General features: G+C 70.8%; 25 protein-coding genes and 2 pseudogenes. 12 read left to right on the plus strand and 15 right to left on the minus strand.

Annotated elements, in window-relative coordinates:
- Positions 1-16 precede the first annotated feature (16 nt).
- Entirely contained in the window at positions 17-1,108 is a 1,092-nt protein-coding gene (locus tag ACZ4V1_RS23255) for an alpha/beta hydrolase-fold protein (protein WP_468339124.1), read from the minus strand.
- A gap of 89 nt (positions 1,109-1,197) precedes the next feature.
- Here ACZ4V1_RS23255 and ACZ4V1_RS23260 point away from each other — a divergent pair, with 89 nt between their 5' ends.
- Together ACZ4V1_RS23260 and ACZ4V1_RS23265 are read left to right on the plus strand one after the other, a co-directional pair.
- Positions 1,198-1,410 (plus strand): MbtH family protein, encoded by a 213-nt coding sequence (locus tag ACZ4V1_RS23260; RefSeq protein ID WP_468339126.1) that lies wholly within the window; start codon positions 1,198-1,200, stop codon positions 1,408-1,410.
- A 170-nt stretch (positions 1,411-1,580) separates the two neighbouring features.
- Positions 1,581-2,300 (plus strand): DinB family protein, encoded by a 720-nt coding sequence (locus tag ACZ4V1_RS23265; protein WP_468339128.1) that lies wholly within the window; start codon positions 1,581-1,583, stop codon positions 2,298-2,300.
- Between the two features lie 228 nt (positions 2,301-2,528).
- Here the strand turns inward: ACZ4V1_RS23265 and ACZ4V1_RS23270 are convergent, their stop codons facing one another.
- The 4 genes from ACZ4V1_RS23270 to ACZ4V1_RS23285 all read right to left on the minus strand — a co-directional run bounded on the left by ACZ4V1_RS23270 (position 2,529) and on the right by ACZ4V1_RS23285 (position 6,592).
- Positions 2,529-3,047 carry a lytic polysaccharide monooxygenase auxiliary activity family 9 protein gene (locus ACZ4V1_RS23270; RefSeq protein ID WP_468339130.1) on the minus strand — a complete coding sequence of 173 codons (519 nt, stop codon included), beginning with the start codon at positions 3,045-3,047 and terminating at the stop codon, positions 2,529-2,531.
- Between the two features lie 317 nt (positions 3,048-3,364).
- On the minus strand, positions 3,365-3,778 hold the full coding sequence (locus ACZ4V1_RS23275) for a cytidine deaminase family protein (protein WP_468339132.1): 414 nt from the start codon (positions 3,776-3,778) through the stop codon (positions 3,365-3,367).
- Positions 3,775-4,857 carry a P1 family peptidase gene (locus tag ACZ4V1_RS23280; protein ID WP_468339134.1) on the minus strand — a complete coding sequence of 361 codons (1,083 nt, stop codon included), beginning with the start codon at positions 4,855-4,857 and terminating at the stop codon, positions 3,775-3,777. Before ACZ4V1_RS23280 ends, ACZ4V1_RS23275 begins: the two co-directional genes overlap by 4 nt.
- 271 nt (positions 4,858-5,128) lie before the next feature.
- Positions 5,129-6,592, minus strand: coding sequence for an amidase (locus tag ACZ4V1_RS23285; protein ID WP_468339272.1), 1,464 nt, complete (start codon positions 6,590-6,592; stop codon positions 5,129-5,131).
- A gap of 134 nt (positions 6,593-6,726) precedes the next feature.
- Here ACZ4V1_RS23285 and ACZ4V1_RS23290 point away from each other — a divergent pair, with 134 nt between their 5' ends.
- The gene (locus tag ACZ4V1_RS23290; RefSeq protein ID WP_468339136.1) at positions 6,727-7,353 is read left to right on the plus strand and encodes a TetR/AcrR family transcriptional regulator; all 627 of its coding nucleotides are present in this window, start codon (positions 6,727-6,729) and stop codon (positions 7,351-7,353) included.
- A gap of 81 nt (positions 7,354-7,434) precedes the next feature.
- On the opposite strand, the gene ACZ4V1_RS23295 is transcribed toward ACZ4V1_RS23290, so the two are convergent.
- Positions 7,435-7,968, minus strand: a complete 534-nt coding sequence (locus ACZ4V1_RS23295; protein ID WP_468339138.1) for a GNAT family N-acetyltransferase — start codon at positions 7,966-7,968, stop codon at positions 7,435-7,437.
- 509 nt (positions 7,969-8,477) lie between these two features.
- Here ACZ4V1_RS23295 and ACZ4V1_RS23300 point away from each other — a divergent pair.
- The gene (locus ACZ4V1_RS23300) at positions 8,478-9,098 is read left to right on the plus strand and encodes a dihydrofolate reductase family protein (protein WP_468339140.1); all 621 of its coding nucleotides are present in this window, start codon (positions 8,478-8,480) and stop codon (positions 9,096-9,098) included.
- 185 nt (positions 9,099-9,283) lie between these two features.
- Here ACZ4V1_RS23300 and ACZ4V1_RS23305 read toward each other — a convergent pair whose 3' ends face one another.
- Together ACZ4V1_RS23305 and ACZ4V1_RS23310 are read right to left on the minus strand one after the other, a co-directional pair.
- The gene (locus ACZ4V1_RS23305) at positions 9,284-9,565 is read right to left on the minus strand and encodes a hypothetical protein (protein WP_468339142.1); all 282 of its coding nucleotides are present in this window, start codon (positions 9,563-9,565) and stop codon (positions 9,284-9,286) included.
- 213 nt (positions 9,566-9,778) lie between these two features.
- A pseudogene (locus ACZ4V1_RS23310) lies at positions 9,779-10,090 on the minus strand (cupin domain-containing protein); the annotation flags it as partial.
- Between the two features lie 361 nt (positions 10,091-10,451).
- Here ACZ4V1_RS23310 and ACZ4V1_RS23315 point away from each other — a divergent pair.
- From ACZ4V1_RS23315 to ACZ4V1_RS23330, 4 genes are all read left to right on the plus strand, one after another.
- Complete coding sequence (locus tag ACZ4V1_RS23315) at positions 10,452-10,820, plus strand: VOC family protein (protein WP_468339144.1); 369 nt, start codon at positions 10,452-10,454, stop codon at positions 10,818-10,820.
- A gap of 245 nt (positions 10,821-11,065) precedes the next feature.
- Positions 11,066-11,512, plus strand: coding sequence for a TIGR03618 family F420-dependent PPOX class oxidoreductase (locus ACZ4V1_RS23320; RefSeq protein WP_468339146.1), 447 nt, complete (start codon positions 11,066-11,068; stop codon positions 11,510-11,512).
- 167 nt (positions 11,513-11,679) lie between these two features.
- The gene (locus ACZ4V1_RS23325; RefSeq protein ID WP_468339148.1) at positions 11,680-12,519 is read left to right on the plus strand and encodes an endonuclease/exonuclease/phosphatase family protein; all 840 of its coding nucleotides are present in this window, start codon (positions 11,680-11,682) and stop codon (positions 12,517-12,519) included.
- Between the two features lie 194 nt (positions 12,520-12,713).
- The gene (locus tag ACZ4V1_RS23330; protein ID WP_468339150.1) at positions 12,714-13,346 is read left to right on the plus strand and encodes an NADPH-dependent F420 reductase; all 633 of its coding nucleotides are present in this window, start codon (positions 12,714-12,716) and stop codon (positions 13,344-13,346) included.
- A 53-nt stretch (positions 13,347-13,399) separates the two neighbouring features.
- On the opposite strand, the gene ACZ4V1_RS23335 is transcribed toward ACZ4V1_RS23330, so the two are convergent.
- Together ACZ4V1_RS23335 and ACZ4V1_RS23340 are read right to left on the minus strand one after the other, a co-directional pair.
- Positions 13,400-14,158, minus strand: coding sequence for a helix-turn-helix transcriptional regulator (locus ACZ4V1_RS23335; protein WP_468339152.1), 759 nt, complete (start codon positions 14,156-14,158; stop codon positions 13,400-13,402).
- 31 nt (positions 14,159-14,189) lie between these two features.
- A complete protein-coding gene (locus tag ACZ4V1_RS23340) occupies positions 14,190-15,902 on the minus strand; it encodes an amidohydrolase (RefSeq protein WP_468339154.1) in 1,713 nt (570 codons plus the stop codon).
- A 335-nt stretch (positions 15,903-16,237) separates the two neighbouring features.
- On the opposite strand from ACZ4V1_RS23340, the gene ACZ4V1_RS23345 reads away from it, so the two are divergent.
- Positions 16,238-17,602 carry an APC family permease gene (locus ACZ4V1_RS23345; RefSeq protein WP_468339156.1) on the plus strand — a complete coding sequence of 455 codons (1,365 nt, stop codon included), beginning with the start codon at positions 16,238-16,240 and terminating at the stop codon, positions 17,600-17,602.
- Between the two features lie 412 nt (positions 17,603-18,014).
- Positions 18,015-19,574 carry an APC family permease gene (locus tag ACZ4V1_RS23350; RefSeq protein WP_468339158.1) on the plus strand — a complete coding sequence of 520 codons (1,560 nt, stop codon included), beginning with the start codon at positions 18,015-18,017 and terminating at the stop codon, positions 19,572-19,574.
- A 74-nt stretch (positions 19,575-19,648) separates the two neighbouring features.
- On the opposite strand, the gene ACZ4V1_RS23355 is transcribed toward ACZ4V1_RS23350, so the two are convergent.
- The gene (locus tag ACZ4V1_RS23355; protein ID WP_468339160.1) at positions 19,649-20,302 is read right to left on the minus strand and encodes a YceI family protein; all 654 of its coding nucleotides are present in this window, start codon (positions 20,300-20,302) and stop codon (positions 19,649-19,651) included.
- Positions 20,303-20,530: 228 nt separating this feature from the next.
- Entirely contained in the window at positions 20,531-21,445 is a 915-nt protein-coding gene (locus ACZ4V1_RS23360) for a YceI family protein (RefSeq protein ID WP_468339162.1), read from the minus strand.
- A 484-nt stretch (positions 21,446-21,929) separates the two neighbouring features.
- Here ACZ4V1_RS23360 and ACZ4V1_RS23365 point away from each other — a divergent pair, with 484 nt between their 5' ends.
- Positions 21,930-22,508: a dihydrofolate reductase family protein gene (locus ACZ4V1_RS23365; protein ID WP_468339164.1), complete on the plus strand. Its 579-nt coding sequence runs from the start codon at positions 21,930-21,932 to the stop codon at positions 22,506-22,508.
- A 115-nt stretch (positions 22,509-22,623) separates the two neighbouring features.
- Here the strand turns inward: ACZ4V1_RS23365 and ACZ4V1_RS23370 are convergent, their stop codons facing one another.
- The 3 genes and pseudogenes from ACZ4V1_RS23370 to ACZ4V1_RS23380 all read right to left on the minus strand — a co-directional run bounded on the left by ACZ4V1_RS23370 (position 22,624) and on the right by ACZ4V1_RS23380 (position 25,070).
- Complete coding sequence (locus tag ACZ4V1_RS23370; protein ID WP_468339166.1) at positions 22,624-23,043, minus strand: VOC family protein; 420 nt, start codon at positions 23,041-23,043, stop codon at positions 22,624-22,626.
- A gap of 59 nt (positions 23,044-23,102) precedes the next feature.
- A pseudogene (locus tag ACZ4V1_RS23375) lies at positions 23,103-23,621 on the minus strand (AAA family ATPase); the annotation flags it as partial.
- 249 nt (positions 23,622-23,870) lie between these two features.
- On the minus strand, positions 23,871-25,070 hold the full coding sequence (locus ACZ4V1_RS23380) for a YncE family protein (RefSeq protein ID WP_468339168.1): 1,200 nt from the start codon (positions 25,068-25,070) through the stop codon (positions 23,871-23,873).
- Between the two features lie 89 nt (positions 25,071-25,159).
- On the opposite strand from ACZ4V1_RS23380, the gene ACZ4V1_RS23385 reads away from it, so the two are divergent.
- Positions 25,160-26,137, plus strand: coding sequence for an ABC transporter substrate-binding protein (locus tag ACZ4V1_RS23385; RefSeq protein WP_468339170.1), 978 nt, complete (start codon positions 25,160-25,162; stop codon positions 26,135-26,137).
- Positions 26,138-26,163: the final 26 nt, after the last annotated feature.

Raw genomic sequence — 26,163 nt, forward strand, 5'->3', positions numbered from 1 at the left:
AATCGCCGGACAGGCCTCAGGCGAGAGCCCAGGCGACATCCCTGAGCAGGGCGTGCCGCCAACCGGCCCGGTCGTGGTCCGACGGCGACCGTGAGACCCGCACGGTCGCACCGGCCTGTTGGGTCAGCGTCTCCACCAGGGCGCAGTGGGGGAGCATCCGCGTCTCGTGTTCACCCACGTCGAACGCGACCCGCAGACCGGACAGGTCGGGCCGCCGCCGCAGGAGCCCGGCGACGGCACCACCGACCGGGCCGCCCAACGGGTCCGCCAGGTGCCGGGCGTCGGGCGTCCACCAGAACGACGGGGACTGGCAGGCGACGCGGGACACCAGGTCGGGGAACTCCAGTGCCGCGTAGAGCGCGCTCAGCCCGCCGAGGCTCTGCCCGGCGACCACCAGCCGGTCACGGTCGGCGGGCACGCCGGACTCCGCGACCAGCGGCAGCAGTTCGTCCCGGACCGCCTCCCACAGCTCGGGCCGGCACCCGAATTCCGCCTCCCTGTCCCGGACGGGAAGGAAGACGAGCGTGACCGGCGGCAGCTCGCCGCCCGCGACGGCCGAGTCGAAGGCGGTCGTCGCGGGGTGCAGGTACAGCCAGTCGTCGCCGTCGAGCAGCAGGACCAGGGGCCCGCCGCCGCCCACCGGGTGGACGCGCACGGTACGCCGCCCGCCGAGCCGTTCACCGGCCCAGCGCAGCCGGGTGCGCGGGAGGGGCAGGACGTCGGTGGCGGCGACCGCCGGCCAGTGCGGCTGGGCCGGGACGTCCGGAGTCGCGGCGATGGACCGGTCACCGCCCGCACCGACCGGGTTGAGCGGGTCGGCGTACGCCGCGTCGCCGACGAGGAACTGGTACGTGACCCGCAGCCGGGCGGGCATGCGCACCTCGGCGTACCAGCAGTCCGTGTCCCCCCACCGCCGCAGCGGGACCGGTTCCGACCAGCTCTCGAACCCGACGCTCGCCGATTCGGACCCGCGCCGCAGGAACAGGGTCGTCCAACCGCCGCCGTCGGCCACCGACGCGGGTGTCCTGGCGCTCGCCCAGAACGCGTCGGATCCGGGCTCGCCGGGCAGTCCGAACGCGGCGAAGGCGTCTTCCCCCACCAACCTCATGAACGTCTCCTTGTGGAGCGGAAAGTGAGAAGGCTAAGCTCATTTCCCATTAGGCGAGCCTAACCTAATTTCCTTGGGAGGTACCGCGGATGAGCACCAACCCCTTCGACGACGCCGACGGCCGTTTCCGCGTCCTCGTGAACGGCGAGGGCCAGTACTCACTCTGGCCGGCCTTCGCGGAGGTGCCCGGCGGGTGGACGCTCGCCTTCGAGGAGAACAGCCGGGCCGCCTGCCTCGAGTTCGTCGAGGCCAACTGGCAGGATCTGCGCCCCCGTTCCCTCGCCGAGTCAATGGACGCATGACGACGCCCGATGCTCTGCACCAGACTGACGAACGCCCGCTTCCTCACCATGGACCCCGATTGACGCAGGCCGTCATCGGCCAGGAAATCGGTCGCGTCACGTGAGGGGGCCCGTTAGCCTCCGCCTTGGCGCGGTGACGCGCGACGCATGAACGCGAGGGGGAGCCGGGAATGGAGACCGACGGCGTGCGGACCGATCGTCTGGGCCTGCTGCTCGACCAGTTCGACCAGGCCAGGGAGATGGCTCAGGTACGGCTGACCGGGCTCGGTGACGAGGAGTACCTGTGGGAGCCGGTGGCCGGTTGCTGGTCGATCCGGCGCCGCGGTGACGCGGTGACGCCCAGGGCGTACGGTCCCGGCGAATGGGTGCTCGACAAGGGCGCCCCGGACATCCCGGCGAGCGAGTACGCCGAGGTTGCCCGGCAGGTTGCCGACGGCATGACCATCGCCGAGATCGCGGACGACTGGAGCGTGAGTACCGAGCGGGTCGAGGAGGTCCTCGCCCACAGCGGCACGCCGGAACCCGACGACACGCCGATCAGCACCATCGCTTGGCGGCTGGGGCACCTGCACTCCGACTTCGCCGGCCGATGGGAGTGGACCTTCGGCGAACGAAGGCGGGATCCGAGGCTGCTGGTCGACTTCACTCCTTCCGCGTCCCTGGCGCTCGAGCGGTTCTGGGAGCTGATCGACCGCTGGCGCGGCAGCGTCGCCGCCGTCACCGACGAGCAACTCGACACCGTCGGCCTCTCGCGGTATCCGTACGGCTCCGACCCCGGCGACCCGTTCATCGCCGTGCTGGCCGGGGCCAACCTCGAACTCATCCACCACATGGCCGAGATCGCTTTGCTCCGCGACCTGTGGCGGGCCCGCTCCACCACTCCCGGGTAGTGCGGGCTGCTCGTCAGGGCCGCCTCGACGGCGAGACCTCGCAGGCGGCCCGCCCCGGCAGCCGAAGGTGCTGCCGGGCAAGTCGTCGAGGAGCGGTGTGAAGCACCGTGTCGTCGCCGGCTGGGCGACGAGTGCTGCGGTGAGACCACAGTGGGTGGAGACGGGGAGGAGCGACAGCGGGGCCCCGGGGGGACGGCTGTCGCTCCCGCCTCTCCACCGGTCGAGCCGTCAGCCGCCGACGTTGACGTCGATGCAGGCGTAGAACGCGTTGTCGGTGTCGGCGACGTTCCACACGGCGAGGACCTTCTGCTGCCCGGTGAGGCCACCGAAGTCGACCTGGTGGTTCACCACCGCGCCCGGCTTGGCGCCGCCGTCGTCGAACAGCGCGATCCGCTGTCCGCCGGCGTAGTACTCCCAGGTGCTGGTGGCGTGCTGCGCGGTGAGTTTCCACGAGAACGTCGCGTGCTTCGGTACCGGTGTGACGGTCCAGCCCCTGCTGTCGTCGTCCAGCTCGGCGAAGCGGCTGTTGCCGCCACTGCAACTGGTCAGGCCCTTGGGGCCTTCGACGCTCTGCGGCTCGTACCTGATGTCCCCGCAGGACACCGCGCCCGCGGCACACTGGGCCTGGCGGCTGGGCGGATCGGAGATGTAGCCGTGCGCGCTCGCCGAGGAGGCGGGGAGGCTGACGGCGATGACAGGGGCGAGGGCCGCGCCGATCAGCGCAGCGGTCTTCCGGCTGGTGTGCATGCGGAACTCCTTCACATCAGGCCGTCCCATGGCACACGCGGTCGTAGGTGGGGTGACCGCACACGCCGGGTACGGCCTCTCGTGGGTGGGGCCAAGAGGCGGAAGGTGACGCGTCCTCACCGCCCCGGCAGGGAGCTCCGAGCCCCGGCAGGGGTCAACTCCGCAAACGGAGCGGCGAGTTCTGTTGGACTAGACCATACAGGCGTTCGGCGTGTCCGTGTCAAGGGTGCACTCGTCGGTGGCGGAGGGTCTGGTACCGCCGCTCGCGCGGGACCACGCGAGTCCCGCCGGAACCGACTCGTGCTGCGTTGCGCGGACTACTCGGTGTCGAGCTGGTGGTCGGCCCAGACATAGCTTTCGGGCAGCAGATCGGTGATGAGGACGGTGCGGAGACGGTCACCTTCACCGACGATGACCTCGAGAGTGGGGAAGTAGTCGAGAAGGACCTGCCGGCACCGGCCGCACGGGGGAACCACACCCCGGTCGCGGTCTCCGACGGCGACGATCGTGTCCAGTTCGTAGGAGCCCTGACCGGCTGCGGTTCCGATGAGGACCAGCTCGGCGCAGGGGCCTCCCGTGAAGTGGTAGGCGTTCACCGCTGTGACGATCCGACCGTCCCGGGCGCGGGCCGCGGCCGCCATGGTGTGGTTGTCGCCCCGGCAGCGGGTGCGTGCGACGTGGGCCGCGGCCTGAACGAGTTCTTCGTCGACGTGGTGAGTACGCATCGTCATGTTCTCCACTTTCCTGGTTTGTCAGGGGCTGAGAGGGCGGCGAGCAGGCGGTCCGCCGGCAGGGCGGGCACCCTCCGGCCACCGAAGCCGGTGGTCGTGGTCGCAGCGAGCAAGGAGTTGAGCACCGCTTCCTCGACCGCGTCGAGGACCGCTTCGAACAGCGGACCGAGCCCGCTGTCCGCCACCGGGACACCGTCCGGTCGCGTACCGAAGGCGATGGCGTAGTCGCCGCTGCCGTGGCTGTAGGCCGCGCCCGTGCGGGCCAGGGCGAACACCGCGCGCCGTGCCACGCGGGTGAGCTGCCGGGCATCGAGAGGGGCGTCCGTGGCGACCACGATCATGCAGGAGCCGGTGTCCGCGGACGGTACCGGATCGTCGGCCCCGAGGCCCACGGACCGCGGTGTGAGGGTGCGGCCGAGAACCCGCAGTGTGCCGCCGAAGTTGGCCTGCACCAGGACACCGGCCGTGCAGCCTCCACCGGCCAGGGCAAGGGTACGTGAGGCGGTGCCGATGCCGGCCTTGAAGCCCAGTGCGACAGTGCCGGTCCCCGCGCCGACACAGCCCTCGGCCACGGGTCCGCCGGAGGCCGAGTCGAGTGCCGCGCGGACGTGTTCCTCGTGTACGGGCCGCGCGCGAATGTCGGACAGGAGGCCGTCGTTGCACTCGCCCACCACGGGGTTGAGGCTCTGCACCCCTCCGCATCCGGGGCGTTGGAGCATCCAGCCGACGAGGGCGTCGGCGACGCGGAAGGCGGAAAGGGTGGACGTGAGAAGGATCGGGGTCTCCAGTGAACCCAGTTCGGTGAGTTGGGTGGTACCGATGAGTTTGCCGTAGCCGTTGCCGGTGAAGACCCCGGCCGGCAGGGGGGTGTGCGGGCTGACGAGGTCGGGCACGACGGCTGTGACCCCGCTGTGTACGTCCGGCCGGCCGCGGACGGTGGTGTGGCCGACGCGGACCCCCGGGACGTCGGTGATGGCGTTGAAGGGCCCGGTGGCACCGGATCCGATGACGATGCCGAGGTCACGGGCCCGGCGTCGGGCGTTGCCGGGCGGGGACAGCGGGCGGGGCGATGGTTCCATGCGGACGGACGTTACGCGTGAGCCGGCGGGAGGGGGCGGGCGGCCGGTCGGAGGTGTGGGGCAGCCGTCCGCAACCGCCGGCTCGGCCGCGATCCGGCGGCCGGCCAGGGCCACCTCGGGTACGGCCACCCTGGTCAGTTCACGGGGCGCGGTCGCGTGCTTCCCGGACAACGCGATCGGCGGTCTCCTCGGGAGCGAGAGCGTGACCAGCCCGCGTCTGTCACAAGGACGGTGGCCGCGTTCGACTGTTCATCGGTCCGCCGTCCGGCCCCTACGAGCGCGCCCGGGGGCCCGTGCGGCCCCCTGCCCACACGGTGGGGGTTCGGCTCCACCACGGGTTCGCCTGTTCGAGTTGCCCGGCGAGGCGGAAAAGGCGGCCCTCGAGCCCGTAACCGGCTGCGAACTGCATACCGATCGGGAGTCCGCTCCCGGCGTCGGCCGTCACCGGTACGGACATGGCGGGCGTGCCCGCCATGTTGAACGGCATGGTGAACGGCGAGCGGTCGTTGAGGCGGTCGATCCAGCCGAGGCCGTCCAGGGCCTCCCCGCCCTCGGCGTAGGTGCCCAAGGGCATGGGAAGCTCGGGCAGGGTCGGGGTGAGCAGTATGCCGTGGGCGTCGAAGAACCGTGCCAGGCTTCGAGCGACCCGGTTGCGGATGGCGAGAGCGGTGACGAACTGGGCGCCACTGACCCGCTGCCCGTAGTGGTAGCCGGCAAGGGTCTGCGGCTCCAGGGTCGAGGAGTCGACGGGCCGGCCGAAGGCGGCGGCCAGCTCGTCGGCCGAGGCCGCGAGGTTCGCCGCCAGCAGACGGGCGTTGGCCAGGACGAACTCCTCCCAGTCGACGCCCAGGTCGACCTCGACCTCTTCCACCCGGTGGCCGAGCGATTCGAGCAGGCGCGCGGTGCGGGCGAGAGCGTCGGCCACCGGCGCGGTGGTGCGGCGTCCACCCCATGCCTGGGTGAGGACACCGATCCGCAGCGAGCCCGGGTGGCGGGTGACTTCCTCGGCGTAGGGCCGGGACGGCTGCTGGGCGAAGTAGGGGTCGCCCGGCTCGGGGCCGCGGATCCGGTCGAGCAGAGCCGCACTGTCGCGTACGGATCGGCTGACGCTGCCGTGTACGGCCAGGCCGCTGAAGACCTCGTCGGCGCCGGGACCCATGGAGACCCGGCCCCGGGTGGGCTTCAGTCCGAAGAGGCCGTTGTGGGCGGCGGGTATGCGGAGCGAGCCGGCCGCGTCGGTGGCGTGGGCGATCGGGACCACCCCGGCCGCGACAGCCGCGCCCGCGCCTCCGCTCGATCCGCCCGCGCTCAGCTCCGGGTTCCACGGATTGCGGGTCGGGCCGTACAGCACTGGTTCCGTCGTGATGCTGTAGGCCATCTCCGGTGCCGCCGTACGTCCGAACGTCACGAGGCCGGCGCGCCGGAAGCGCAGCATCAGGGAGGAGTCGGCGCCGGCGATGTTGCCGGCCGCGAGACGGCTGCCCAGCTCCATTCGCCTCCCGGCCATGGAGACTCCGATGTCCTTGATCAGGAAGGGCACTCCGGCCAGCGGTGAACTGCCCGGGTGGGGCCGGTCGTCGGCCGGCCATGTCTCCACGACGGCGTTGATCCGCCCGTTCACCGCCTGTGCGGCCTCGAGTGCGGCGGCTGCCAGTTCGGCGGGGGTCACCTCACCCTCGGCCACCAGCTCCGCGAGCCCGACCGCGTCGAAATCCACGTACTCGGCAACTTTCACTGTCACTCCCGCAACAAAGATCGATTGGGACCATTGGGTACCGAACGATACCCGACGGTATCGCATGGAACGAGCTGGTACCGTAGCAGCGGATGAGCGGTCGGCAATCGGCGGCGGGACGTCACGGAGTGGTCATGGCATCGACCGGCAGAAGGCCGAGCAGGGTGGCGAAGCTGCCGCCCCGTGAGCGCATCCTCGACGCGGCGGAAGAGCTCTTCCAGCGCGAGGGGATCCGGCGGGTGGGCGTCCAGGCGATCGCCGAGCGGGCCGAGACCACCAAAATGGCGATCTACCGCCACTTCGAGACCAAGGACGCGCTGGTCGCGGAGTGGCTGCGGATCGTCGCCGCCGACTACCAGGCGGCCTTCGACCGGGCCGAGGCCGACCATCCGGCCCGGCCCAGGGAGCAGATCCTGGCCCTGGCCCGCTTCATCGCCGAGGGATTGCCGGCCATCTCGCACCGGGGCTGTCCGTTCATCAACTCCATCGCCGAACTGCCCGACCGTTCCCATCCCGCACGGAAGGTGATCGAGGAGCACAAGGCCCGTCAGACCCGCAGGCTGGTCGGCATGTGCGCCGAGGCAGGGCTGCCCGACCCCGAGCAGACAGCGGCCGAGATCACCTTCGTACTCGAAGGCGCTCAGGTCAGCACACAGAACGGAAGCATCGATCAGGCGGGGGGCCGACTGATGAGAATCGTCGCGGGGATCATGGACCGGTCCCGCTCCACCACCGGGTCGTCCCGGGCGAGCACCGCCTGATCGTTCCGGGCGGCCACCGGCTGACCGCGCTCGGACCCGCGTTCCCGGCGCGTGTTCACCGGCAGCACCGGTGCCGGTTTCTCACGGATTCGCGGAGGTGGGCGCAGCCGACGGCATCGTCCTCGGTCGCAGCTCGGCGTGGACGTCGCCGGTGTCCTGACTCGGGACGAGCGTCGCGCCATTACGGCGCAGCGCTGCGAGTGCCGCTGTGTTGCGGACCTGAGTGTCCGCGACCACCGCCCGCGCACCGGCCCTGGCGGCTTCGCCGAGGAGTATGCGCAGTGCGGCGCTGCCTATCCCGCGGCCGCGTTGGGAACGGGCCAGCCACATGCCCGTTTCGAGGACGTGCGCGCTGTCCCGGGCGGCCAGCCGCGCCGACCCCACCGCTTGTCCGTCGTGGGCGATCACGAAGGTGGACTCCCCGAGAGGGCCGGCGAGTCCGGGGCGCCGAGCGCGGTGCCACGCGCGGAAAGCTTCCTGCCGAGCCGGCGTCCACCCTGGTGGGCCCGCCACCGGAGGCATGACCTCCTCGGGTTGCGCGTCCTCGACGGCCACGGCGATGAGCTCTTCGAGACTCGCCTCGTCCACCTGCCGCAATTCCACTCGACCGACCACGTCGGCACCCCTTCAGCGCGCGTCGGACACCGGTTGTCGATCCTCACGTCCTGTGCGGCGTCGCGCCAGCGGATTTCGGCAGGCAACCGTGCATCTGGGCAGGCTCGACGGACCTCCGGCACGGCACCGTCCTTCCGGATCCGTCAGCGCGCGACCCGCGTACCGGTAATACCCGTGCGGAGCCGACCGGATCCAGTGCGGAGCCGGCCGGAAACAGGATGAAGCCGTCGGAGCCCTCCTGTGGCCGGATCCACGGCCAGTACGCCTTCTCGGACCGGAGCCGACCGCGGGGGGAGCGTTGCCGGCCTGTATGTCTCCGGCCCCGGCAACCCGGCGGAGCGCAGCTTGCCACCGCCATTGCCGCCCTCGCCGCCGCTGGCGGCCGGGAAGCCGCCGGGCCACACTGCTGGGTGCCTCTCAACCGAGTGGGGCGGGCGGCCGGACGGCCGTCGATCGTGTCCGGTGCGGTGGGTGGGTGTACCGCTTCCGGTGACCAGGAGGAGCGAACGATGACCGCGCGTCCGGGCAGGGTGACCTGCGACATCACGATCTCGGCCGACGGGTATTCGGCCGGTCTGAACCAGACCGAGGAGCGCCCGTTCGGCGATGACGGCGGTGACGGCTGGGGAGGCGGGCTGCACGCCTGGCTCGCCGAGACTCCCGAGGAGAACCGGGCCGAGCTCGATCAGATGGCCGCCGCCAAAGCCTTCATCATGGGGCGCAACATGTTCGGCCCGGTGCGCGGCGAGTGGGATCGGCCGTGGAACGGCTGGTGGGGCGACGATCCGCCGTTCCACGCCCCGGTCTTCGTGCTCACCCATCACGCGCGTGAGCCGCAGCCGATGGACGGCGGCACCACCTACCACTTCGTCACCGACGGTATCGAGTCCGCCCTGGCGCAGGCGCGCGCGGCGGCCGGCGACGGTGATGTGGCGATCCAGGGCGGCGCGACCACGGTCAACCAGTACCTTGCCGCCGGCCTCATCGAAGAGCTGCGGCTGCACATCGCGCCGCTCACCCTCGGCGCCGGCACGCGGCTGTTCGAGGGCGTCCCGCCGCTGAGACTCGAGCAGGTCAGGTCGCGATCGGCCCGACTGGTCACGCACGTGACCTACCGCGTGGCGTCCTGAAGGCGCAGCCGGTGCCGAATGAACGCCGGACACTGTCCGGAAGAGGTCCGGGAGAGGTCCGGGACGCTTCGGCGGGGTGAAAGGAGCGCCCGCCGCGTGCACCGCCGCGTGCACCGCTGCGGCGGCCATCCGTCCGGCGACTCCGGTTGCGCTTGTCGGCTGTGAAGCCCCGGGTCGCGGGGCGGTCACGGGCCGCAGATGCGCTGCGCCTGGGATGCCGCCCGATCCCGATCGGCCTTGGCGTCGGCCACCGCCTGCTCCCCGACGATGCCCGGGTGCCCGCCCTGGGCGATGAGGTCCTTGTACCACTTCACCGTGGAGTCGTATTGCTCCTGCGTCATCTCGGCGACCGCTTTCGCCTTGGCACAGCTGTCCGGAGCGACGGCAGGCGCGGCGTGAGCCGCCGAGGGCACGGCGAGGGCGATGGCGGCCGCGGCCGCACCGGCGAACAGGCGTAGGGAGACCATGGGGATCCTCCAAGTCCGAAGGGCGCTGGCGGTGGTGATCCCGCCGACTCGGGCGGTTTCCGGGGGCCGTTCGGGCTGCGCGGTCGGTGTCCGTCCCGCAGCGCCTGCCGGGCGGTCCAGCGCCTGGTCAGCCGCCCCCGCGTAACAGAAGCATCTCCTCCACCTTCACTCACTCGGACCAACTCCACCACCCGGCACCCGCACCGTGCACGGTCACTTCGCGGAGTGGGGGGCGGACGGGAGGTGCACGGTCATGATCAGTTGGCAGGTCCGTGTACCCGAACCGCGGTGGGCGTGCGGGACGTCGCCGTCGAAGGCGGCGGTCTGTCCGGCTTCGACGGGATGCTCGGTGCCGTCCACGACCAGTGTCATCCGGCCCGGTGTGACGCTGACGGTCTCCATCACGCCGGCCGGGTGCGGGTGGCTCGGATACTCCTCACCCGGCTCCAGTCTCCAGCGCCACACCTCGACCGGAGCCTGCCCCGAGGTGGTCAGCATGAGCCGGGCCTCGCCGCCCTGCTCCCCGGTGATCACGGTCCTGACCGCTGAGTACTGGAAAAGACCGCCCGGTCGTTCGGTTGGCCCAGGCGGTCGTTTCATTGCACGGTCGAGTCGTTCTGCGGGGTCTGCTCGCCACGCACGCCGAGCAGATCGCGGCGCGCTACCTGAGCCGTGCCCGCCTCGAATCCAGCCGCTGAACGGGCCGTCCGCCCCTGCGGTGAAGACGGTGGCCCGCGTCGGTGAGTCGCCGGTGCCGGGATTACGGGCGTAGAGCCCCGCCTGATCGACGGTCATGGCACTGACTGATGCCGCCGGCCGTGACCGCGTACCGCCGGCATGGGCCATGATGGGACCGACGAGCCCACCGAGCGGTTAGGGAGGCTTCATGCCCGCGCGGATGAAGTTGTGCGCCATAACTCTCGACTGCCCTGACCCGCCGGCCCTGGCGGCGTTCTACGAGCAGGCCACCGGCCTCGAGCTCCATCCGGAGTCGGACGCCCACTTCGCCGGCCTCAAGGGTGAGCACGGGCTCCTCCTCGGTTTCCAACGGGTCGACGACCACCGGGCCCCGGCATGGCCCGACCCGGCCGTTCCCCAGCAACTCCACATCTGCTTCCGGGTCGAGGATCTGAACGAGGCCGAGGCCCGGCTGCTCGGGCTGGGCGCGGCCAAGCCCGACCACCAACCCGACGAGGACAAGTGGCGGGTCCTCGTCGATCCGGCCGGGCACCCCTTCTGCATCGTCAGAAGCTGACCGGCGCGCTCGAGAAGGCACCGACGCTCTCGTGACGACTCGTCTTGACGCCCTGGTGCGAGGGCTCCTCGGTCACGCGCCCTCGTCGCGCGGAGACGGCGGCGGGCTGCGGAGGCCGGCTGACGGCACGCGGTCCGGCGGGCCTGACGGCGGGACCACTTGACGGGTCCTCTCCGGCCCGGCCGAGGGGGCTGCCGGACACTCCCCCGGACCGCCTTGCCGACCATGGTTGTTAGCCTCTCGGGATGACTGCGACCTTTGACCAAGCCGTCCGCGCCCGGCTGCAGGCCCCCAACATCTGGTACGTCGGCACCGTGTTCCCCGACGGAGCGCCGCAGGTCAGCCCGATGTGGGTGGATCTGGAGGGGGACGGGGAGCTGTCGTTCAACACCTCGGCGGGCCGGGTGAAGGAGGAGAACCTGCGCCACGACCCCCGCGTCTATCTCTCGCACGCGGACGCCGCCGACCCCTTCGACCGAGTGCAGATCAGTGGTGTGGTGGCCCGCTTCATCGAGGGCCCGGAGGCGCACGACCGGATGGACCGGCTGGCCCGGAAGTACCTGGGCAGCGAGCGGTTCGAGTGGATCATGCCGGGGGAGCGGCGGGTCGCGGTGATCGTGCGTCCCGTCAAGGTGCGGCACATCGTCGGTGTGGAGCGTTTCCGGCCCGGCGGCCCCGTTCCCGCTCCCTGACGGGCCACCGGGCAGGGACCGGGCACCGGGCGGAGCGGAGGGCCTGGTGAAGGGCGAAGAGCGCACACTGACGGCGCTCCCGTCAGGGCGCTCCCGTCCCATAACCTTGCCTGTGGAGACGTCGGATGCCACGGGTATCCGGTATCCGTATCCGCACTGAGGAGGCGATGGTGCTCGGAAGGGGCAGGTGGTTGCTCGCGGGCGCCATGGCGGTGGTCTGCATGATGCTCGTCGGCCCCAGTGCGCCAGGCGGTGCACTCTTCGCCAGGTCACTGCCCGCCGACGCGGTCGAGGAGGTCGTAGCGAACCGGGTCATGACGTGGAACATCTGCAACCCCTGCGAGGTGAGCAACGTCGACCGGGCGGCGGAGATCGCCACGTACGCGCCGCAGGTCGTCGGCATGCAAGAGGCGTGCGTGCGTGACGTCGAGAGCATCCGGAATCATCTGGAGCGCCTCTACGGGCTGGTGTACCACGTCGAGTACGGAACGGTCCTCCGGCATCGGGGACGCTGCGGGGGAGTGCCGTGGAACCCGGGGGCCTTCGGTCAGGCGATCCTCTCGGCAGCGCCGATGACGGACCACGTCCACGTCGAGTATCCCGACGGCGGATCAGAAGACCGCGGGTACATGGCAGTCACCACTCTGGTCGGCGGTCAGCCCGTCCGGGTCTTCAACACACACCTCGCCCAACGACGTCAGGAAGCCTTCCGAGCGGACCAGGTCGGCGTACTCGCGGCAGACGTCGCCCGGCACGACCGTGCCATCGTTCTCGGCGACTTCAACGCCGTACCGGACGCTCCCGAACTCGCCCGGATGTGGTCCCTGGCCACGGACACGGACCCCCGGTGCCGTCCCGCGCCCGCCGGCCCCTGCGAGCCGACCACCGACTGGCACAGCAAGTTCGACTACGTCTTCCTGCGAGGCGTGGCCCCGCTCGACCACCGCGTGCAGGCGACCCCGTACTCGGATCACCACATGCTGCACACCGACGTGGGCCCGGCCTGAGGAACCCGGCCGCGGCCCGGGCCGGTTCCACGCCGCCGCGCACCGTCGCCGATCCCGTCCCCTCGTCTCGGCCCCCGATCCCGTACCGGCCGAGCCGGTGCGGAGGAGAGACCACGGAACTAGGTCTTTGGTGCCGATACGTCAGGGCCCGCGGCCCGATTCGCCGCTCCCGCGGCAACGGTTAGCGTCCCACCATGCGTATAGGAATCCTTGGTACCGGCAACGTCGCCCGAGCACTGGCCCACGGCTGGAGCGCCGCAGGGCACGAAGTGCTCCTCGGTTCGCGCCATCCCGGGAACCGGCCAGACCTCGGCCTCCCCGTGGCGGGCCTCGGCGAAACAGCCGCACACGCGGAGGTACTCGTCAACGCCACGCCGGGAACCGTCTCCGTGGACCTGCTTCACTCCATAGGGGCGCCGGCCCTGGCCGGCACCCCGCTGATCGACGTCGGGGTCGGCCTGTCCGACGACTTCACCGAGCTCTCCCACCCCAACAGCAGTCTGGGGGAACGGATTCAGAAGGCCTTTCCCGCGACCCCCGTCGTCAAGACCCTGTGCACCATGGACTCCACCGTGATGACCGCCCCGGCGGGTCTCGCCGGCCCGAGCACGGTCTTCCTCTCCGGCGATGACGCCGAAGCCAAGCGGATCACCGGCCGGCTGCTCACCGACCTCGGCTGGCCCACGTCGTCCCAACTCGACATCGGCGGCATCACCACCGCCCGGGGACAGGAGCACTTCGCCCTGCTCTTCATGGGCATCGCGGGCGGTCTGGGGAGCCACACGTTCAACATCAACGTGGTCTCCCGCCCGTCCGAGTCCGAGTAGGGTCACCCGCCCCTCTGTCGGCATTCGATCCCGGTTCCGCGGCCGGGGGTGCCTCAGGGGGAGGGTTCGATGCCCCAGGCGGCTGCCCGGGCGGCGGCGGCCGCGCGGTTGGGGAGGTCGAGCTTGGCGAGGATGTGCTCGACATGGGTCCCCACGGTGCGGGTCGTGACGTGGAGCCGCTCGGCGATCTCGCGGTTGGTGCGGCCGGTGGTCAGTTCGGCCAGTACCTGGAGCTCCCTCGGCGAGAGGCCGCCGGGCTGCCGCGGGTCCCCGGCGACCCGCTCGGGCGGCGCGCCTGCCGGGGAGCCGAGGGCCGCGGCGAGGGACTCGGTGAGCAGGGTGATCACGGCGCGCGCCGGATCGGGCGTGCGCCGCGGCCGGCGGGTGCTGACGTTCAGCATGCCGACGTACCGGCCGTCGGCGGCGAACAGGCACTGGGCCACGCCGTCCTCGACGCCGAGGGGACGCAGCACCTCCCGGAAGCCGGGGGATGTGGCCAGGAGCTGCCCGGGGACGTCCCTGAGCCACAGGCCGCCCCGGGCCGGGCCCCGGAGCACGGCGAACACCGGGTCGCGGTGGAGGCGGGTCTCGATGTAGGCCGTGGCGTCGTCCGGGTAACTCCCCGCCAGTGTGGTGTGGCATCGGCGCAGCGGGTCCCACCGGGCCAGGGAGGCGTGGTCGTACGTCATCACCTCCGACAACGCCGTGAGGACCGTGTCGACGCCGGTCGCGCCCCTTGTGGCGTTCCTGGCGGCCTCACGGACGTGGACGGCCGCGTCCAGGATGTCCGCCGTGCTCCGCTCCGCTGCCATCCGCCAAGGATGATCACGCGCTCGGAACACGTCAATCGCGAAGGGCGTCGTGCACGACCCTCCCGTCCACGACGGTGAGCACGACGGGCATTCCCGGGATCTCATGGGGATCGGCAGCGAGCAGATCCCCGTCGAGAACGCAGAGGTCGGCAACCTTGCCCGGCTCCAGGGAGCCCTTCCAGTCGTCGGCGAAGTCCTGCCAGGCCGCGTCGATCGTGAACGTACGGATCGCCTCTGCCAGGCCGATGCGCTGCTCGGGGCCGCTGACCCGGCCGGTGGCCTTCGACTCGCGCAGCACCATGGTGGCGACGCCCTGGCGCCAGTCCGGGTGCGTGACCGGGGCGTCGGACCCGCTGGCGACCCGCACGCCGGCGTCGATGGCATCGCGGTAGGGCCACGCGTACGCGGCCCGTTCGGCGCCGACGAACTCCTCCTCCATGTCGGCGACGGTCCACTTGATGGTGGGGTTCATGTTGACGCCGAAGCCGTGCGCGGCCAGCACCTTCATACTGCGGGCGGTGAGGAAGTCGCCGTGGATCACGTAGTGACGGGCGTCGGGCCGCGGGTGCTCGGCCACGGCAGCGGCGAACGCGTCCGCGACGGTGTCGACGGCCCGGTCGCCGGTGACGTGGACGCCCAGTTGGTACCCGGCGGTGTGGGCGTGCCGGATCATGGCGTCGATCTCGGCGGTCCGCTCGGCGTCGGTCTCGCCGCCGACGCACAGGGAACCGCAACCACCGCCGACGTACGGCTCGTTCATCCAGGCCGTCTTGTTGGGGACGATGCCGTCGGCGAAGACCTTGACCCCGTGGATGGCGAGGCGGCGCGGATCGGCTTCGCCGGACTCTCCGGATTCGCCGAGGGCGGTGAGGGTGCGGGCGAACTCCTCGGCGGTGCCGGCCATCCCGGTGGGCAGGAGCAGTACGCCCACGCGGGCGGTCAGTTCGCCGTCGGCCAGCAGCCGGCGGTAGACGTCGAGGGTCTGCGCACCGAGTGCGCCGCGCATGATGCCCTCGCCACCGGGGCCGAGCCCGGGCTCGGTGTAACTGGTCACCCCGAGCCGGGCGAGCGTGGCGAGTGTCGACCTGATCGCGTCGGTCCGCTCCTGCCGGCTGAGCGGCGGCAGCGCGTTCTGAACGAGGGCCTGGGCTCCCTCGTGGAGCAGTCCGGTCGGTTCCCCGGCCGCGTCCACGACGATGGCCCCGCCGGGCGGCGCCACGGTGTGCCGGTCGAGCCCGATGAGCTCCAGGGCCTTGGAGTTGACCCAGGTGGCGTGCCCGGAGAAGGAGTACAGGACGACGGGGTGGTCCGGGCTCACGGCGTCCAGGTCGCGTCGCGAGGGCAGCCGCGACGGATCGGACACGCATTCCCGGAGGTAGCCGGTGTCCCAGCCGTGCCCCGTGATCCACTGCCCGTCCGGCACTCGCCCGACGGCCACCCTCACCGCTTCGGCCACGTCCGCGAGGGAGGACACGGCGGGATGGCCGAGGTCGAGGGAGAGCGGCGGCGTCGCCATGCCGAACGCGCACCCGTGCAGATGGGAGTCGTTGATACCCGGAAGCAGGGTGGCCCCCCGCAGGTCGATCACCCGGGTGCCGGGCCCGACGAGTGGCGCGACGCCGTCCCGCCCACCGACGGCGCTGATGGTCCCACCGGTCACCGCCAGGGCCGAGGCGACGGAGAACTCCGCGTCGACCGTGACCACCCGCCCGCCGAGAAACACCAGATCCGCATACCTGTCCATGGAGGGTCCCTTTCGAAAACCGGGCGCACAGCGGCCACCCGCGAACGATCTCCCGTGGACTATGACCGCACCCGCACCTCCCGCACATCGGTCATTCCACCGATGCCCTCCCGACGGACCCTGCCCTCGCGCGCCCGGCCCGGCCCGCTCGGCCTGGCGCCGGCGGGCGGTCTGTGCGGCGGTTCGAGCCCGGCCGCACCAGGGTGATCGGCAGCAGGCACACGAGGCGGGCAGTGGTCACCGGCTCGTCCAGGAAGGCGCGGCCGGGCATGACTCACCGGTCTCCCGGGCAGGTGAGACGTTGTCCGCTGCCAGACACTCGAGGGGGAGTCTCCGTGACCACCGGCGGAAGTGATGCCACTGCCTCGAAGGAGGGAGCGGACGGCACCCCCTTGCGGCGGGCCATCGGTCCCAAGCTGCTGATCCTCTTCGTGATCGGCGACATCCTCGGTACCGGCATCTACGCCACCACCGGTCAGGTCGCGGGCAAGGTCGGCGGGGCGCTGTGGCTGCCCTTCGTCATCGGGTTCGTCGTGGCGGTCCTGACGGCGGCCTCGTACGTGGAACTCGTCGGCAAGTATCCGAAGGCGGCGGGTGCCGCGCTGTACACGCAGAAGGCGTTCAAGGTGCCGTTCCTCACCTTCATCGTCGCCTTCATGGTCATGTGCTCGGGCCTGTCCTCGGCGAGCGCGGCGGCCCGCGCCTTCAGCGGCGACTACCTCGCCGAGTTCACGGACCTCCTGCCGCCCACCCTCGTCGCGATCCTGTTCATCCTCGCCCTCGCTGCCCTCAACCTGCGCGGCGTGTCCGAGTCGGTGAAGACCAATGTGGTCCTCACCCTGGTCGAGTTGACCGGCCTGTTCGTCATCCTCACCGTCGGTGCCTGGGCGGTCCTCACCGGCGACGGTGAGCCCTCCCGGCTCGGCGAGTTCCAGGCGGGGGGCACCAGTTACGCGCTGGTCACCAGCGTGCTGGGGGCCACGGCCCTCGGCTTCTTCGCGTTCGTGGGATTCGAGGACTCCGTGAACATGGCGGAGGAGACCCAGGATCCGGTGCGCACGTTCCCGCGCGCCATCTTCATCGGCGTCACCGTCACCGGGACCATCTACGTCCTGGTCGCCCTGGTCTCCTCGCTGCTCGTCGACTACCGCGTGCTGGAGGCCTCCAGCGGCCCGCTGCTGGAGGTCGTCAAGGCCGGCGGGCTGGACTTTCCGCCGAAGCTGTTCGCGCTGATCGCCCTGTTCGCGGTCACGAACTCGGCGCTGATCAACATCATGATGGCGTCCAGGCTCTGCTACGGCATGGCGAACGAGCGCATCCTGCCGCGTGCCCTGGGCCGTGTTCTTCCCCGGCGTCGAACGCCGGTCGTCGGCATCGTCTTCGTCTCGCTTCTCGCCATCGGCCTGGTCTCCACCGGGGAGATCGCGGGCCTCGGCGACACCACGGCCTTCCTGCTCCTGTGCGTCTTCGCCGTGGTCAACATCGCCGTCCTGGTCCTGCGCCGCGACCGCGTCGAGCACAAGCACTTCCGTACGCCGACCGCTCTGCCGGTACTGGGCGCGGTCACCTCCCTCGTTCTGGCCAGCCCCCTGTCCGACCGGCCCGCGGACGTCTACATCCGTGCGGGCGTGCTGCTGGCCATCGGAATCGCGCTGTGGGTGCTGAACAAGACGGTGATGAAGGCACGCGGAGAGGAGTGAGCCGGGCAGCCCGGTGGACGATCCCGACGTACCGGACGACGATGGCGCACCGCTGCCGGGGAGCCGGTAGCCCCCGGTCGTCGAACCACCACCTCCGACCGGGTCGCCGACAACCAGACCCGTCGGCGTCGTTCCCGCTGTTGCGCCCTGTCGCGGGGCGGCGCGGTCGAGGCAGGAAGTGTGACGCAGGTCACGCGGCAAGCCCGAACGTCATGAATCGGCCACTTCTGCGATAACCGAATATCGGACGGTCGTCGCTCGCCCTTTGAGAGGTGTGAGTGATGTGGGTCATCTCCCTGTGTAGTGCAGGTAAATCATGCACGTCGACCTGCAATCAGATGGTGGGGTGGGTTCTGGCGGGTCGAGTCACGGACCGGCCACCACGGAAACCGCAGGACTTAACGTCTTGTTCATGACTCAGCTGGACGTACGGCTGGAGGCTCCCGAACCAGGCAACGGGGCCTCCGCCGAAGGCATGCGCACGAAGGGCCTGAACGGGAATTCCGTAGGCCTGATGGGCAGTGCGGTCATCGGCGTCTCCACCGTGGCCCCGGTCTACTGCCTCACCTCCACGCTCGGCTCGACCGCCGGCGAGGTGGGAGTGCAGATGCCCGCGGTGTTCCTCGCCGGCTTCCTGCCCATGCTGCTCGTCGCCTTCGCCTACCGTGAGCTGAACAAGGCCATGCCCGACTGCGGCACCTCGTTCACCTGGACGGTACGGGCATTCGGTCCCCGCCTGGGATGGATGTGCGGCTGGGGCCTGGTGATCGCGACGATCATCGTACTGTCGAACCTGGCCGGTGTGGCGACCTCGTACTTCTGGTTGCTCGCGGGGGAGATCACCGGGAGTGCCTCGGTGGCCGGACTCGACGGCAACAAGGCCGTGCACATCGTGACCTGCCTCGCTCTGATCGCGATCGCCACGGTGATCAGCTACCGCGGGATGACGGCGACCAAGGGCCTGCAGTACGCCTTGGTGGCGCTGCAGCTCCTGGTGCTGGCCGTCTTCGTGGCGATGGCCTTCTCGAAGGCCGGAAGCGCCGGCCTTCCGACCTCCGCCGACTTCTCCTGGTCGTGGCTGAACCCGTTCGCCGTCCAGTCGTTCGCCGCCTTCACCGCGGGCCTCTCGCTGTCGATCTTCATGTACTGGGGCTGGGACGCCTGTCTGACGGCCAACGAGGAGACCAGCGGCAGCAGCCGTACGCCGGGCCGGGCGGCGCTCGTCGCCATGATCGTGCTCGTCGGTTCCTACCTGGCCACCGGCGTCGCCGCCCAGATGGCGGTGGGCTCCGGCGACCAGGGCCTCGGTCTCGCCAACCCCGACACGTCGGACAACGTCTTCGCCGCCCTGGCCGGCCCCGTGATGGGGCCGGGCCTCGGCGTCCTGCTGTTCGTCGCGGTCCTCGCGTCGGCGGCGGCGAGCCTGCAGACGACGTTCATTCCGGTCGCCCGTACGGTCCTGGCCATGTCGACGTACGAGGCACTGCCCGCCTCCTACGCCCGGGTCCACCCGCGCTTTCGCACCCCGGGCCGTGCCACGGTCACCGCGGGCATCGCCACGGGTGTCTTCTACACGGTGATGACCCTGGTCAGCGAGCACGTACTGGTCGACACGATCTACGCGCTCGGCCTGATGATCTGCTTCTACTACGCGCTGACGGCCTTCGCGTGTGCCTGGTACTTCCGTGCCGACCTGCTGAAGTCCGGTCGCGACCTGATGTTCAAGGGGCTCTTCCCGGCTCTCGGCGGCGCCCTGCTCTCGGCCGTCTTCGTCAAGACACTGGCCGACATGTGGGATCCCGCCTACGGCAGTGGCTCATCCGTCCTCGGGGTCGGCTCCGTCTTCGTGATCGGCGTGGGGCTGCTCGCACTCGGTGTGGTGATCATGTGCGTGATGTGCCGGCGCAGCCCCGCCTTCTTCCGCGGTGAGGTGCTCACCCGGTCGACCCCCGCGCTGGTCGCACAGGACTGAGACGCCGAGCGACGGGCGCGCGTACCCCGGCCGCCCACCAGCCCGCTGGTGGGCGGCCGGGGTACAAGCGCCGGCTACGGCGTCGACCGGACCGCGGAGATGTCGAACTGGAGTCGGACCTTCTCGCTCACCATGGTGCCGCCCGCCTTCAAGCGCTGGTTGTAGACCAGGCCCCACTCCGTGCGGTCGATGGTGGTGGTGCCGTCGAAGCCGGCTCGCTCGGACCCGAACGGATCCAGGACCGATCCGAGGTAGTCGAGCTGCAGATCGACGGGCCGGGTGACGTCGCGGATGGTCAGGTCCCCGGTCATGCGGAAGCTCTCCCCGCCCTCGTGGACGGTGGAGGTGCTGCGGAAGACCATCTCGGGGTAGCGGCGCGCGTCGAAGAAGTCGCGGCCGACGAGGTGCGCGTCCCGCTGTTCCACGCCGGTGTCGACGCTGGCGACCCGGATGACGAGGTCGGCCCGCGACTCGGAGGGCCGGGCTCCGTCGAAGTACAACGTGCTGTCGTAGTCGGCGAAAGCTCCGCGCACCGTCGTGACCATCGCGTGCCGCACGGAGAACCCGATACGGCTGTGCGGGCGGTCGATGGTCCAGCGTCCGGTCAGCGCGCGAAGCGCCGGGTCGAGCGCGACATTCCGAGGCGCGGCCGCCGTGCCCGCGATGCCGGTGTCGAGGGCCGGGGCCCGTTCGGCGACGGAGGTCTGGCGACGGCTGAAGATACCCATGATCGTGAGCCCTTTCCCATCTGATTACCCCGTGCTATCACGGTGCCGCCGGACACCGCCCAGCGAGATGGGTGGCCTCGTCCGGGTTCCATGCGGTCGACTGCGAAGCTGCACAAGATCAACATAATCCGGTGGTGCGCTGCCGGAGAGGGCCCCGGTCGGCGCCCGGCGAACGACCGGGAGGTGCCTCGCGGGCCCGGCTCGCGTCAGGCACCTCCCCGTGAGCGCCTACTCCGGAGGCGTGGGGGTGTCGTGGGTGCGGTACATCGCCTGTATGTCCAGCTCCAGCTGGACGGTCGGGCCGACGACCGCGATGCCACGGGCCAGCATGGAGCGCCAGTTGAGGGTGAAGTCCTCCCGGTGGAGTTCCGCCTTCGCGAGGGCCGCGCAGCGCAGTTCCTGGTCGTAGCCGCCGTTGACCGTTCCCAGGTAGGTCGTGTCGAGGCCGACGGAACGACTGGTGCCGTGCATGGTGAGGGTGCCGTGCAGGGTCCACTTGGAGCCGCCGCGGTAGGCGAACCGGGTGCTGGTGAAGTCGATGTACGGGAAGCGTTCGACGTCCAGGAAGTCGGCGGAACGCAGGTGATTGTCACGGGTGTTGTTGCCCGTGGTGATGCTGGCGGCGTCGATGCGGACCGAGACGTGCGAGTCGGCCATGTTCGGTGCGACGCGGATACCGCCCTGGAAGCGGGTGAACCGGCCGTGGACGTGGGCCATGCCCACGTGCTTGGCGATGAACCGGATCGCGGTGTGCGGAGGGTCGAACAGCCAGGTTCCCGCTGTCGGAAGTTCCGTCTGGCGGGCGGGCTCGAGCGCGATGCGCGCGGGTGGCAGAGCCACCCCTGCGGCGATGTCGAGGCTCTCGCGAGCGGGTGCCAGGCCGTCGGCCACGGTCATCACGCTGTACGAGCCCGGCGGCAGCGTCGCTATGAAGTAGCCGTGGGGGTCCGTGGTGCCACGCGTCACGACTCGGTGACTGTCCAGCGCGGTCACCGTGACCTCGGCTCCGCCCATGGGATGTCCCATGGGATCGACGACCTCGAAACCGAACGCCCCGGCATCGGGCGGCAGGGGAACCGAGATGTTCGGTCCGGCACCGGAGGTGCCGCGAGAACGCCGGCGTCGGAGCAGCCCGAGGGCCATGGGGTTCACCTTTCTTTACACGTGTCACTGTCGCGTGACCCGCTCAGCCGGTTGTGTTCGCGGTCGCCAAGGACCGTTGGCGACGGGAGGGCGGGCGCGACGACAGTAGTTCGTTGACGATCATAAAGTCGCCCACGTGCGGGCAACCCGTCCCGGTCTCGCAGCCGTCAGGACCTTGGGCGGCGGACGCGGGGCCGCGAATCGGTGCATCGACGGGCCATAACGGCGCACCGCGCCTTCGCTGTTTTGCGGCAGTGCTGTGGCGAAGGGCACGGAAGGAGGCCGGGATGTTCACCGGCGGCCTGCGGTTTCACCACGGACCCGACACACTCGGGCGGGATGGCGGCGTCTCCCTCCTCCGCACCCGCCGCGCCGCCGGGCACCCTGGTCTTCGCCCCGGAGGAGCCCGCGGCGATGAGTTTCGCCGTGCTCGCCGGTCTGTATCCACGACAGGCGATCGACCGCACTCGAGGAGAGCAGCACCATGACCGCTACCTACACCTTCGATGTCTTTGCCAGCCTCGACGGATTCGGCGCCGCCGGCGGTGACTGGGGCGGTTACTGGGGCAAGCAGGGACCCGAGCTGCTCGACCACCGCCTCGCCCTGTACGGAGAGGAGCAGCGGATGGTCTTCGGGGCCAACACCTATCGGGCGTTCGCGCGGATGCTGGCCTCGAGTACCGAGGAGTCCGAGGTGCGTGATCCATGGGTCACCCGGATGAGGAGCCTGCCGGCGACGGTGGTGTCGACAACGCTGGAAGAGGCCCTCGACTGGCCGGATGCGACCGTCGTGCGTGGTGATGCCGTCGACGTCGTGGCCCGGCTCAAGGAGGAGTCCGAGGTGCCGCTGCGCTCGCACGGCAGCCTGTCGATGAACCGGGCGCTGATGGCTGCCGGCCTGGTCGACCGCGTCCAGGTGACGCTCTTCCCCGTGATCACCGGTCGGACCGGAATGGACCCCGTATTCCGGGGCGCGGCCGACTTCGACCTCGAGCTGGTCGAGAGCCGGACGCTCGACGGCCACATCCAGGAGCTCGTCTACCGGCCCGCCCCGCATGTCTGAGTCCGTCCGTGCCCCAGGGGACGGCTCGGCCGGGGCGTGCTCTGCACATCGGGGCGCGGTCAGCCGTCAGCCGCCAATCCCCGGCCGTCAGCCCTCAACCGACCGTCGCCGGCCGTCAGCCGGAGGGTGCCGGCGAGGCGGTGCGGGGACGATGGGCTCGCACGTCGACCGGGCGTCCATCGGGGTCGCGAGCCGTCATCGTCCACTGCGTGGGCAGTGTCTCGATCTCTCCGACCGGCCACCCGGCAGCCAGGATCTGTTCGCGCACCTCCCACAGCCGCGCGTACGTTCCCACGCGCAGCCCCCAACCGGCTTTGCCGAGGGGGTCGAGATCGGTGGAGGGCGCGGTCGTGGTTTCGACCAGCATCAGGTGGTCGTCCCCGCCGACGTCGAGGACCGCGATCCTGGGAGCAGAGGGGGTTGCGGCGCGCTCGAACGCGAGCGTTGCTCCCAGCGCCTCCGTGTAGTACGCCATGAGCCGGTCGAGGTCGGCCGTGGGCAGAGTCAGGTGGTTGATGCCGAAGAGGTCGGGCATGGCCGGGAACTATAGCGCGGCTGCCGGTCGGTTTCGCCCGGTGCGGCGTCCGGCCCTCGGCTCCGCACGGCCTTCGCGATCTGCCGGGCGGCCTCGGCGGGCGTGAGGTGCGTGGTGTCGACGACCTCCGCCTCGCCGTGCAGCCACGTGCGGGCCGCCTCGGCGTAGGGCTCGAGGTATGCGAGGCGGAACGAGGAGGGGCCGAGAACGGTGTCCCCCTCGATGCGCCCGCGGAGGGTGTCCTGGTCGGCGTGGAGGACGAAGTGCCTCACCGGGATGGCGTGCTGCGCCAGGCCCGCGCTGATCTCGCGCCAGTACTGCTCGACCAGGACGGTCATGGGCATCACCAGAGTGCCGCCGGTGTAGTCGAGCACGCGGCGGGCGGTCTCGACGACGAGCGGTCGCCACGGCGGCCAGTGCTGGAAGTTGTCCGTTTCCGGCAGGCCCGGTGTGATGTCCATGAGGGTCTCGCCGACCTTCTCGGCATCGAACACACGTGAATCCGGGAGCAGTTGCTGCACGAGGGCGCTGGTCGTCGTCTTGCCGGCACCGTGGGTGCCGTTGAGCCATACGATCATGGCACGCCATGCTGGCGCCGTGCGGGCGCCGAGGGAAGGGGGGCGCGGCAGAGCTCCGGTATGGTCTCGGCGTTCTGGCGTTCTGGCGTTCTCCAAGGCATCGGCGTCCCGCGCGGCCGGTGAGCAGCGGTGCGTGGGGGCCTGCGGCTGCCTCGACGAGGGCGGCGCGGACGTCCGCGCCGCTGCCGGTGGCCAGGAACGCGGCACCGAGGGCGCGGCCCGGGCCGGGCGGTGTCGGCCCGTGCGCTGTCACCGGCCCACGGGATCGCCGTCGGCGCCGTCGCTCCGGGCGCGCAGCGTCACGTGGCCGCCGTGGTGCAGCGGCGTGCTCAACCGCAGACGGGTCGCCTCGAGGCCGGTCTCCGCGTCGATGATGTGCACCTCGCCGTGGCCGCCACGGGTGACGGCGACCCAGTCGGCGCCCGGTGAGGCGGCCACCGCGCGGCGCTGGACGCCCTCCCAGGGGGTGCCGCCGCGGCGCGGAGCACCGTCCATGGAGGGCAGCGGGAAGCGTCGGACGGTGTCGCCGGTGCCCAGCAGGATCAACTCGTCGCCGTCGGGGTGGACGCGGGTGAAGGCGGTGTGCCGCCGGGCGAGGGCCAGCCGGAAGACCAGACCGGGCCCCAGTTCTGTGCGGAGGGTGCGGCCCGTCTCCAGATCGTGCTGCCACGCCTGGTTGGTCCATTCCGGCCACCGCCGTGGGTCCGGAGCTCCGCCGCGCAGCGTCGTCCACAGTGCCCGCCGACGGGTGTCGAGGCGCAGGTACCAGCCCCGGGCGGGCGATTCCCATGGAATCACCGCCTCGGCCACGAGCGTGTCGCCCCTCCTCCGAGCCCGGTGCACTCCTTCGCCCGTGGCCGTGAACACGTGCCCCGCGAGGGGGTCCTGGGCGTCCCCGTGCCCGTCGTCCGGCAACGGCACGAAAGCGTGGGGTGTGACCGCGGGGCAGCTGGGCGGTGCCGCCAGGAGGTCCGTGAAGCGGTGGACGGCCAGCCCGCCGGGCTCCCGGTGCCGCAGCGCCAACAGCGGATCGCCGCCGCCCAGCACCGTCACGCCCGGTTCGCCGACGCGCGTGCGCACCCGCGCGGTGTCTCCCGTGTCCAGGTCGACGACCGTCAACAGGTCCGACCACGGCTCGGTGTTCTTGCCCAGGCCGGTCGTCACGGCCAGCCGTTGACCGGACGGGTCGCAGGCGAGGTGCTCGGCCGGCACGGCGACCGGAACTGAGAATTCCACGAGTTCCTCGCCGAAGGGAGCGAGTACCAGCAGTTCTCCCCGGCGGTCGTCGACGCAGGCCAGCCGCCCTCCGGGGAGCGCGAGGAAGCCGGCGTGCTCGGAGAGATGACGGCCCGTGAGACGGCCCACGACGGTGCCGTCCGGCACGGTCAGCACGTGTACGGATCCGGCGACGTGGTCGGACACGACCAGTACGGGAGCGGCAGCGGGCATGGAGGCCTCCAGGAGATCCGGTTTTCTGAAAACGATTATCATGTATCTTCGTTGCGTTCCGGGTTCCTGAAGAAGAAGCGAGGGCATCAATGCTGCGCTCACCGTCGAGATCTGTCCGCGGTTGGATCACCGCGGCGGTCGTGGCTTCCGTACTGACCGGCTGTGGCACATCGTCCGACGACGCCACGAGTGACGAGGCCGAACCGCCGGCCAGGACCGAGGTCACCGTCGAGCCCATCAAGGCGGCGACGCGGCTGACCGACACCAACGGAGCGGAGGTCTCCCTGGACAAGGAGCCGGAGCGGATCGTGTGCCTGTTCGCACTCTGCGACGACATCCTGACGGAGCTCGGCATCGTTCCGACGGCCACCAACAGCACGCTGCTCGCGCACTCCGACTTCCTCGGGGAGGAGAAGGCCAAGGAGGTCGACGTCATTCCCGGCGGGTTCATCGCCCCGGAGGTGGAGGCGATCCTCTCCCACAAGCCGGATCTGGTGATCGGCCTGGGGGACACCCACGGCAAGCTGGCTCCCGCGCTGAAGGGCGCCACCACGTTCTGGGCCATGCAGCCCGAGACGTGGCAGGACAGCGTGGGATACCTGCGCGACCTGGCCGCGCTCACGGGCCGCACCGCGCAGGGGGAGAAGGCCGAGAAGACCTTCCGGGCCAAGCTCGCCGGGGCCGAGAAGACCCCGAGCGACAAGACCGCCCTCATCATCTACGGCAGTGACGAGAACTTCGGCGTCGCCACCCCGGAGGGCGACGTGGCCGCCAGTCTCTTCCCGAAGATCGCCGACTACCCGTGGAAATCCGGCGGAGTGGAGGGAAGTTACAGCCTCGAGCAGATCCTCGCCCGGGATGTCGACGTCCTCTTCGTCGAGACGATGAGCTTCGGCGACACGGACGGCAAGCTCTCGGAGAAGCTGGCCGACAACCCCCTGTGGAGCAAGATCCCGGCAGTGCGGAACGGGGACGTGCACGAGGTGAACTCCGAGGTGTGGGCCAAGGGGCGCGGTACCCGTTCACTGGGCCTCGTCCTCGACGAGGCCACGGCCGCGCTGCGGTGAGGGCGCCCTTCTGGCAGCCCCTCCTC

Source organism: Streptomyces sp. NPDC028991, from assembly GCF_055564775.1.

What these genes read in the sequence shown, in the direction of transcription:
- ACZ4V1_RS23360 (WP_468339162.1), bottom strand. Translation starts at nt 21,445, where the DNA reads ATGGCCCTCGGGCTGCTCCGACGCCGGCGTTCTCGCGGCACCTCCGGT.
- ACZ4V1_RS23280 (WP_468339134.1), bottom strand. Translation starts at nt 4,857, where the DNA reads ATGGAACCATCGCCCCGCCCGCTGTCCCCGCCCGGCAACGCCCGACGC.
- ACZ4V1_RS23335 (WP_468339152.1), bottom strand. Translation starts at nt 14,158, where the DNA reads ATGGCAGCGGAGCGGAGCACGGCGGACATCCTGGACGCGGCCGTCCAC.
- ACZ4V1_RS23255 (WP_468339124.1), bottom strand. Translation starts at nt 1,108, where the DNA reads ATGAGGTTGGTGGGGGAAGACGCCTTCGCCGCGTTCGGACTGCCCGGC.
- ACZ4V1_RS23385 (WP_468339170.1), top strand. Translation starts at nt 25,160, where the DNA reads ATGCTGCGCTCACCGTCGAGATCTGTCCGCGGTTGGATCACCGCGGCG.
- ACZ4V1_RS23350 (WP_468339158.1), top strand. Translation starts at nt 18,015, where the DNA reads ATGACTCAGCTGGACGTACGGCTGGAGGCTCCCGAACCAGGCAACGGG.
- ACZ4V1_RS23275 (WP_468339132.1), bottom strand. Translation starts at nt 3,778, where the DNA reads ATGACGATGCGTACTCACCACGTCGACGAAGAACTCGTTCAGGCCGCG.
- ACZ4V1_RS23325 (WP_468339148.1), top strand. Translation starts at nt 11,680, where the DNA reads ATGGTGCTCGGAAGGGGCAGGTGGTTGCTCGCGGGCGCCATGGCGGTG.
- ACZ4V1_RS23330 (WP_468339150.1), top strand. Translation starts at nt 12,714, where the DNA reads ATGCGTATAGGAATCCTTGGTACCGGCAACGTCGCCCGAGCACTGGCC.
- ACZ4V1_RS23315 (WP_468339144.1), top strand. Translation starts at nt 10,452, where the DNA reads ATGCCCGCGCGGATGAAGTTGTGCGCCATAACTCTCGACTGCCCTGAC.
- ACZ4V1_RS23320 (WP_468339146.1), top strand. Translation starts at nt 11,066, where the DNA reads ATGACTGCGACCTTTGACCAAGCCGTCCGCGCCCGGCTGCAGGCCCCC.
- ACZ4V1_RS23305 (WP_468339142.1), bottom strand. Translation starts at nt 9,565, where the DNA reads ATGGTCTCCCTACGCCTGTTCGCCGGTGCGGCCGCGGCCGCCATCGCC.
- ACZ4V1_RS23355 (WP_468339160.1), bottom strand. Translation starts at nt 20,302, where the DNA reads ATGGGTATCTTCAGCCGTCGCCAGACCTCCGTCGCCGAACGGGCCCCG.
- ACZ4V1_RS23260 (WP_468339126.1), top strand. Translation starts at nt 1,198, where the DNA reads ATGAGCACCAACCCCTTCGACGACGCCGACGGCCGTTTCCGCGTCCTC.
- ACZ4V1_RS23365 (WP_468339164.1), top strand. Translation starts at nt 21,930, where the DNA reads ATGACCGCTACCTACACCTTCGATGTCTTTGCCAGCCTCGACGGATTC.
- ACZ4V1_RS23265 (WP_468339128.1), top strand. Translation starts at nt 1,581, where the DNA reads ATGGAGACCGACGGCGTGCGGACCGATCGTCTGGGCCTGCTGCTCGAC.
- ACZ4V1_RS23380 (WP_468339168.1), bottom strand. Translation starts at nt 25,070, where the DNA reads ATGCCCGCTGCCGCTCCCGTACTGGTCGTGTCCGACCACGTCGCCGGA.
- ACZ4V1_RS23370 (WP_468339166.1), bottom strand. Translation starts at nt 23,043, where the DNA reads ATGCCCGACCTCTTCGGCATCAACCACCTGACTCTGCCCACGGCCGAC.
- ACZ4V1_RS23340 (WP_468339154.1), bottom strand. Translation starts at nt 15,902, where the DNA reads ATGGACAGGTATGCGGATCTGGTGTTTCTCGGCGGGCGGGTGGTCACG.
- ACZ4V1_RS23290 (WP_468339136.1), top strand. Translation starts at nt 6,727, where the DNA reads ATGGCATCGACCGGCAGAAGGCCGAGCAGGGTGGCGAAGCTGCCGCCC.
- ACZ4V1_RS23300 (WP_468339140.1), top strand. Translation starts at nt 8,478, where the DNA reads ATGACCGCGCGTCCGGGCAGGGTGACCTGCGACATCACGATCTCGGCC.
- ACZ4V1_RS23270 (WP_468339130.1), bottom strand. Translation starts at nt 3,047, where the DNA reads ATGCACACCAGCCGGAAGACCGCTGCGCTGATCGGCGCGGCCCTCGCC.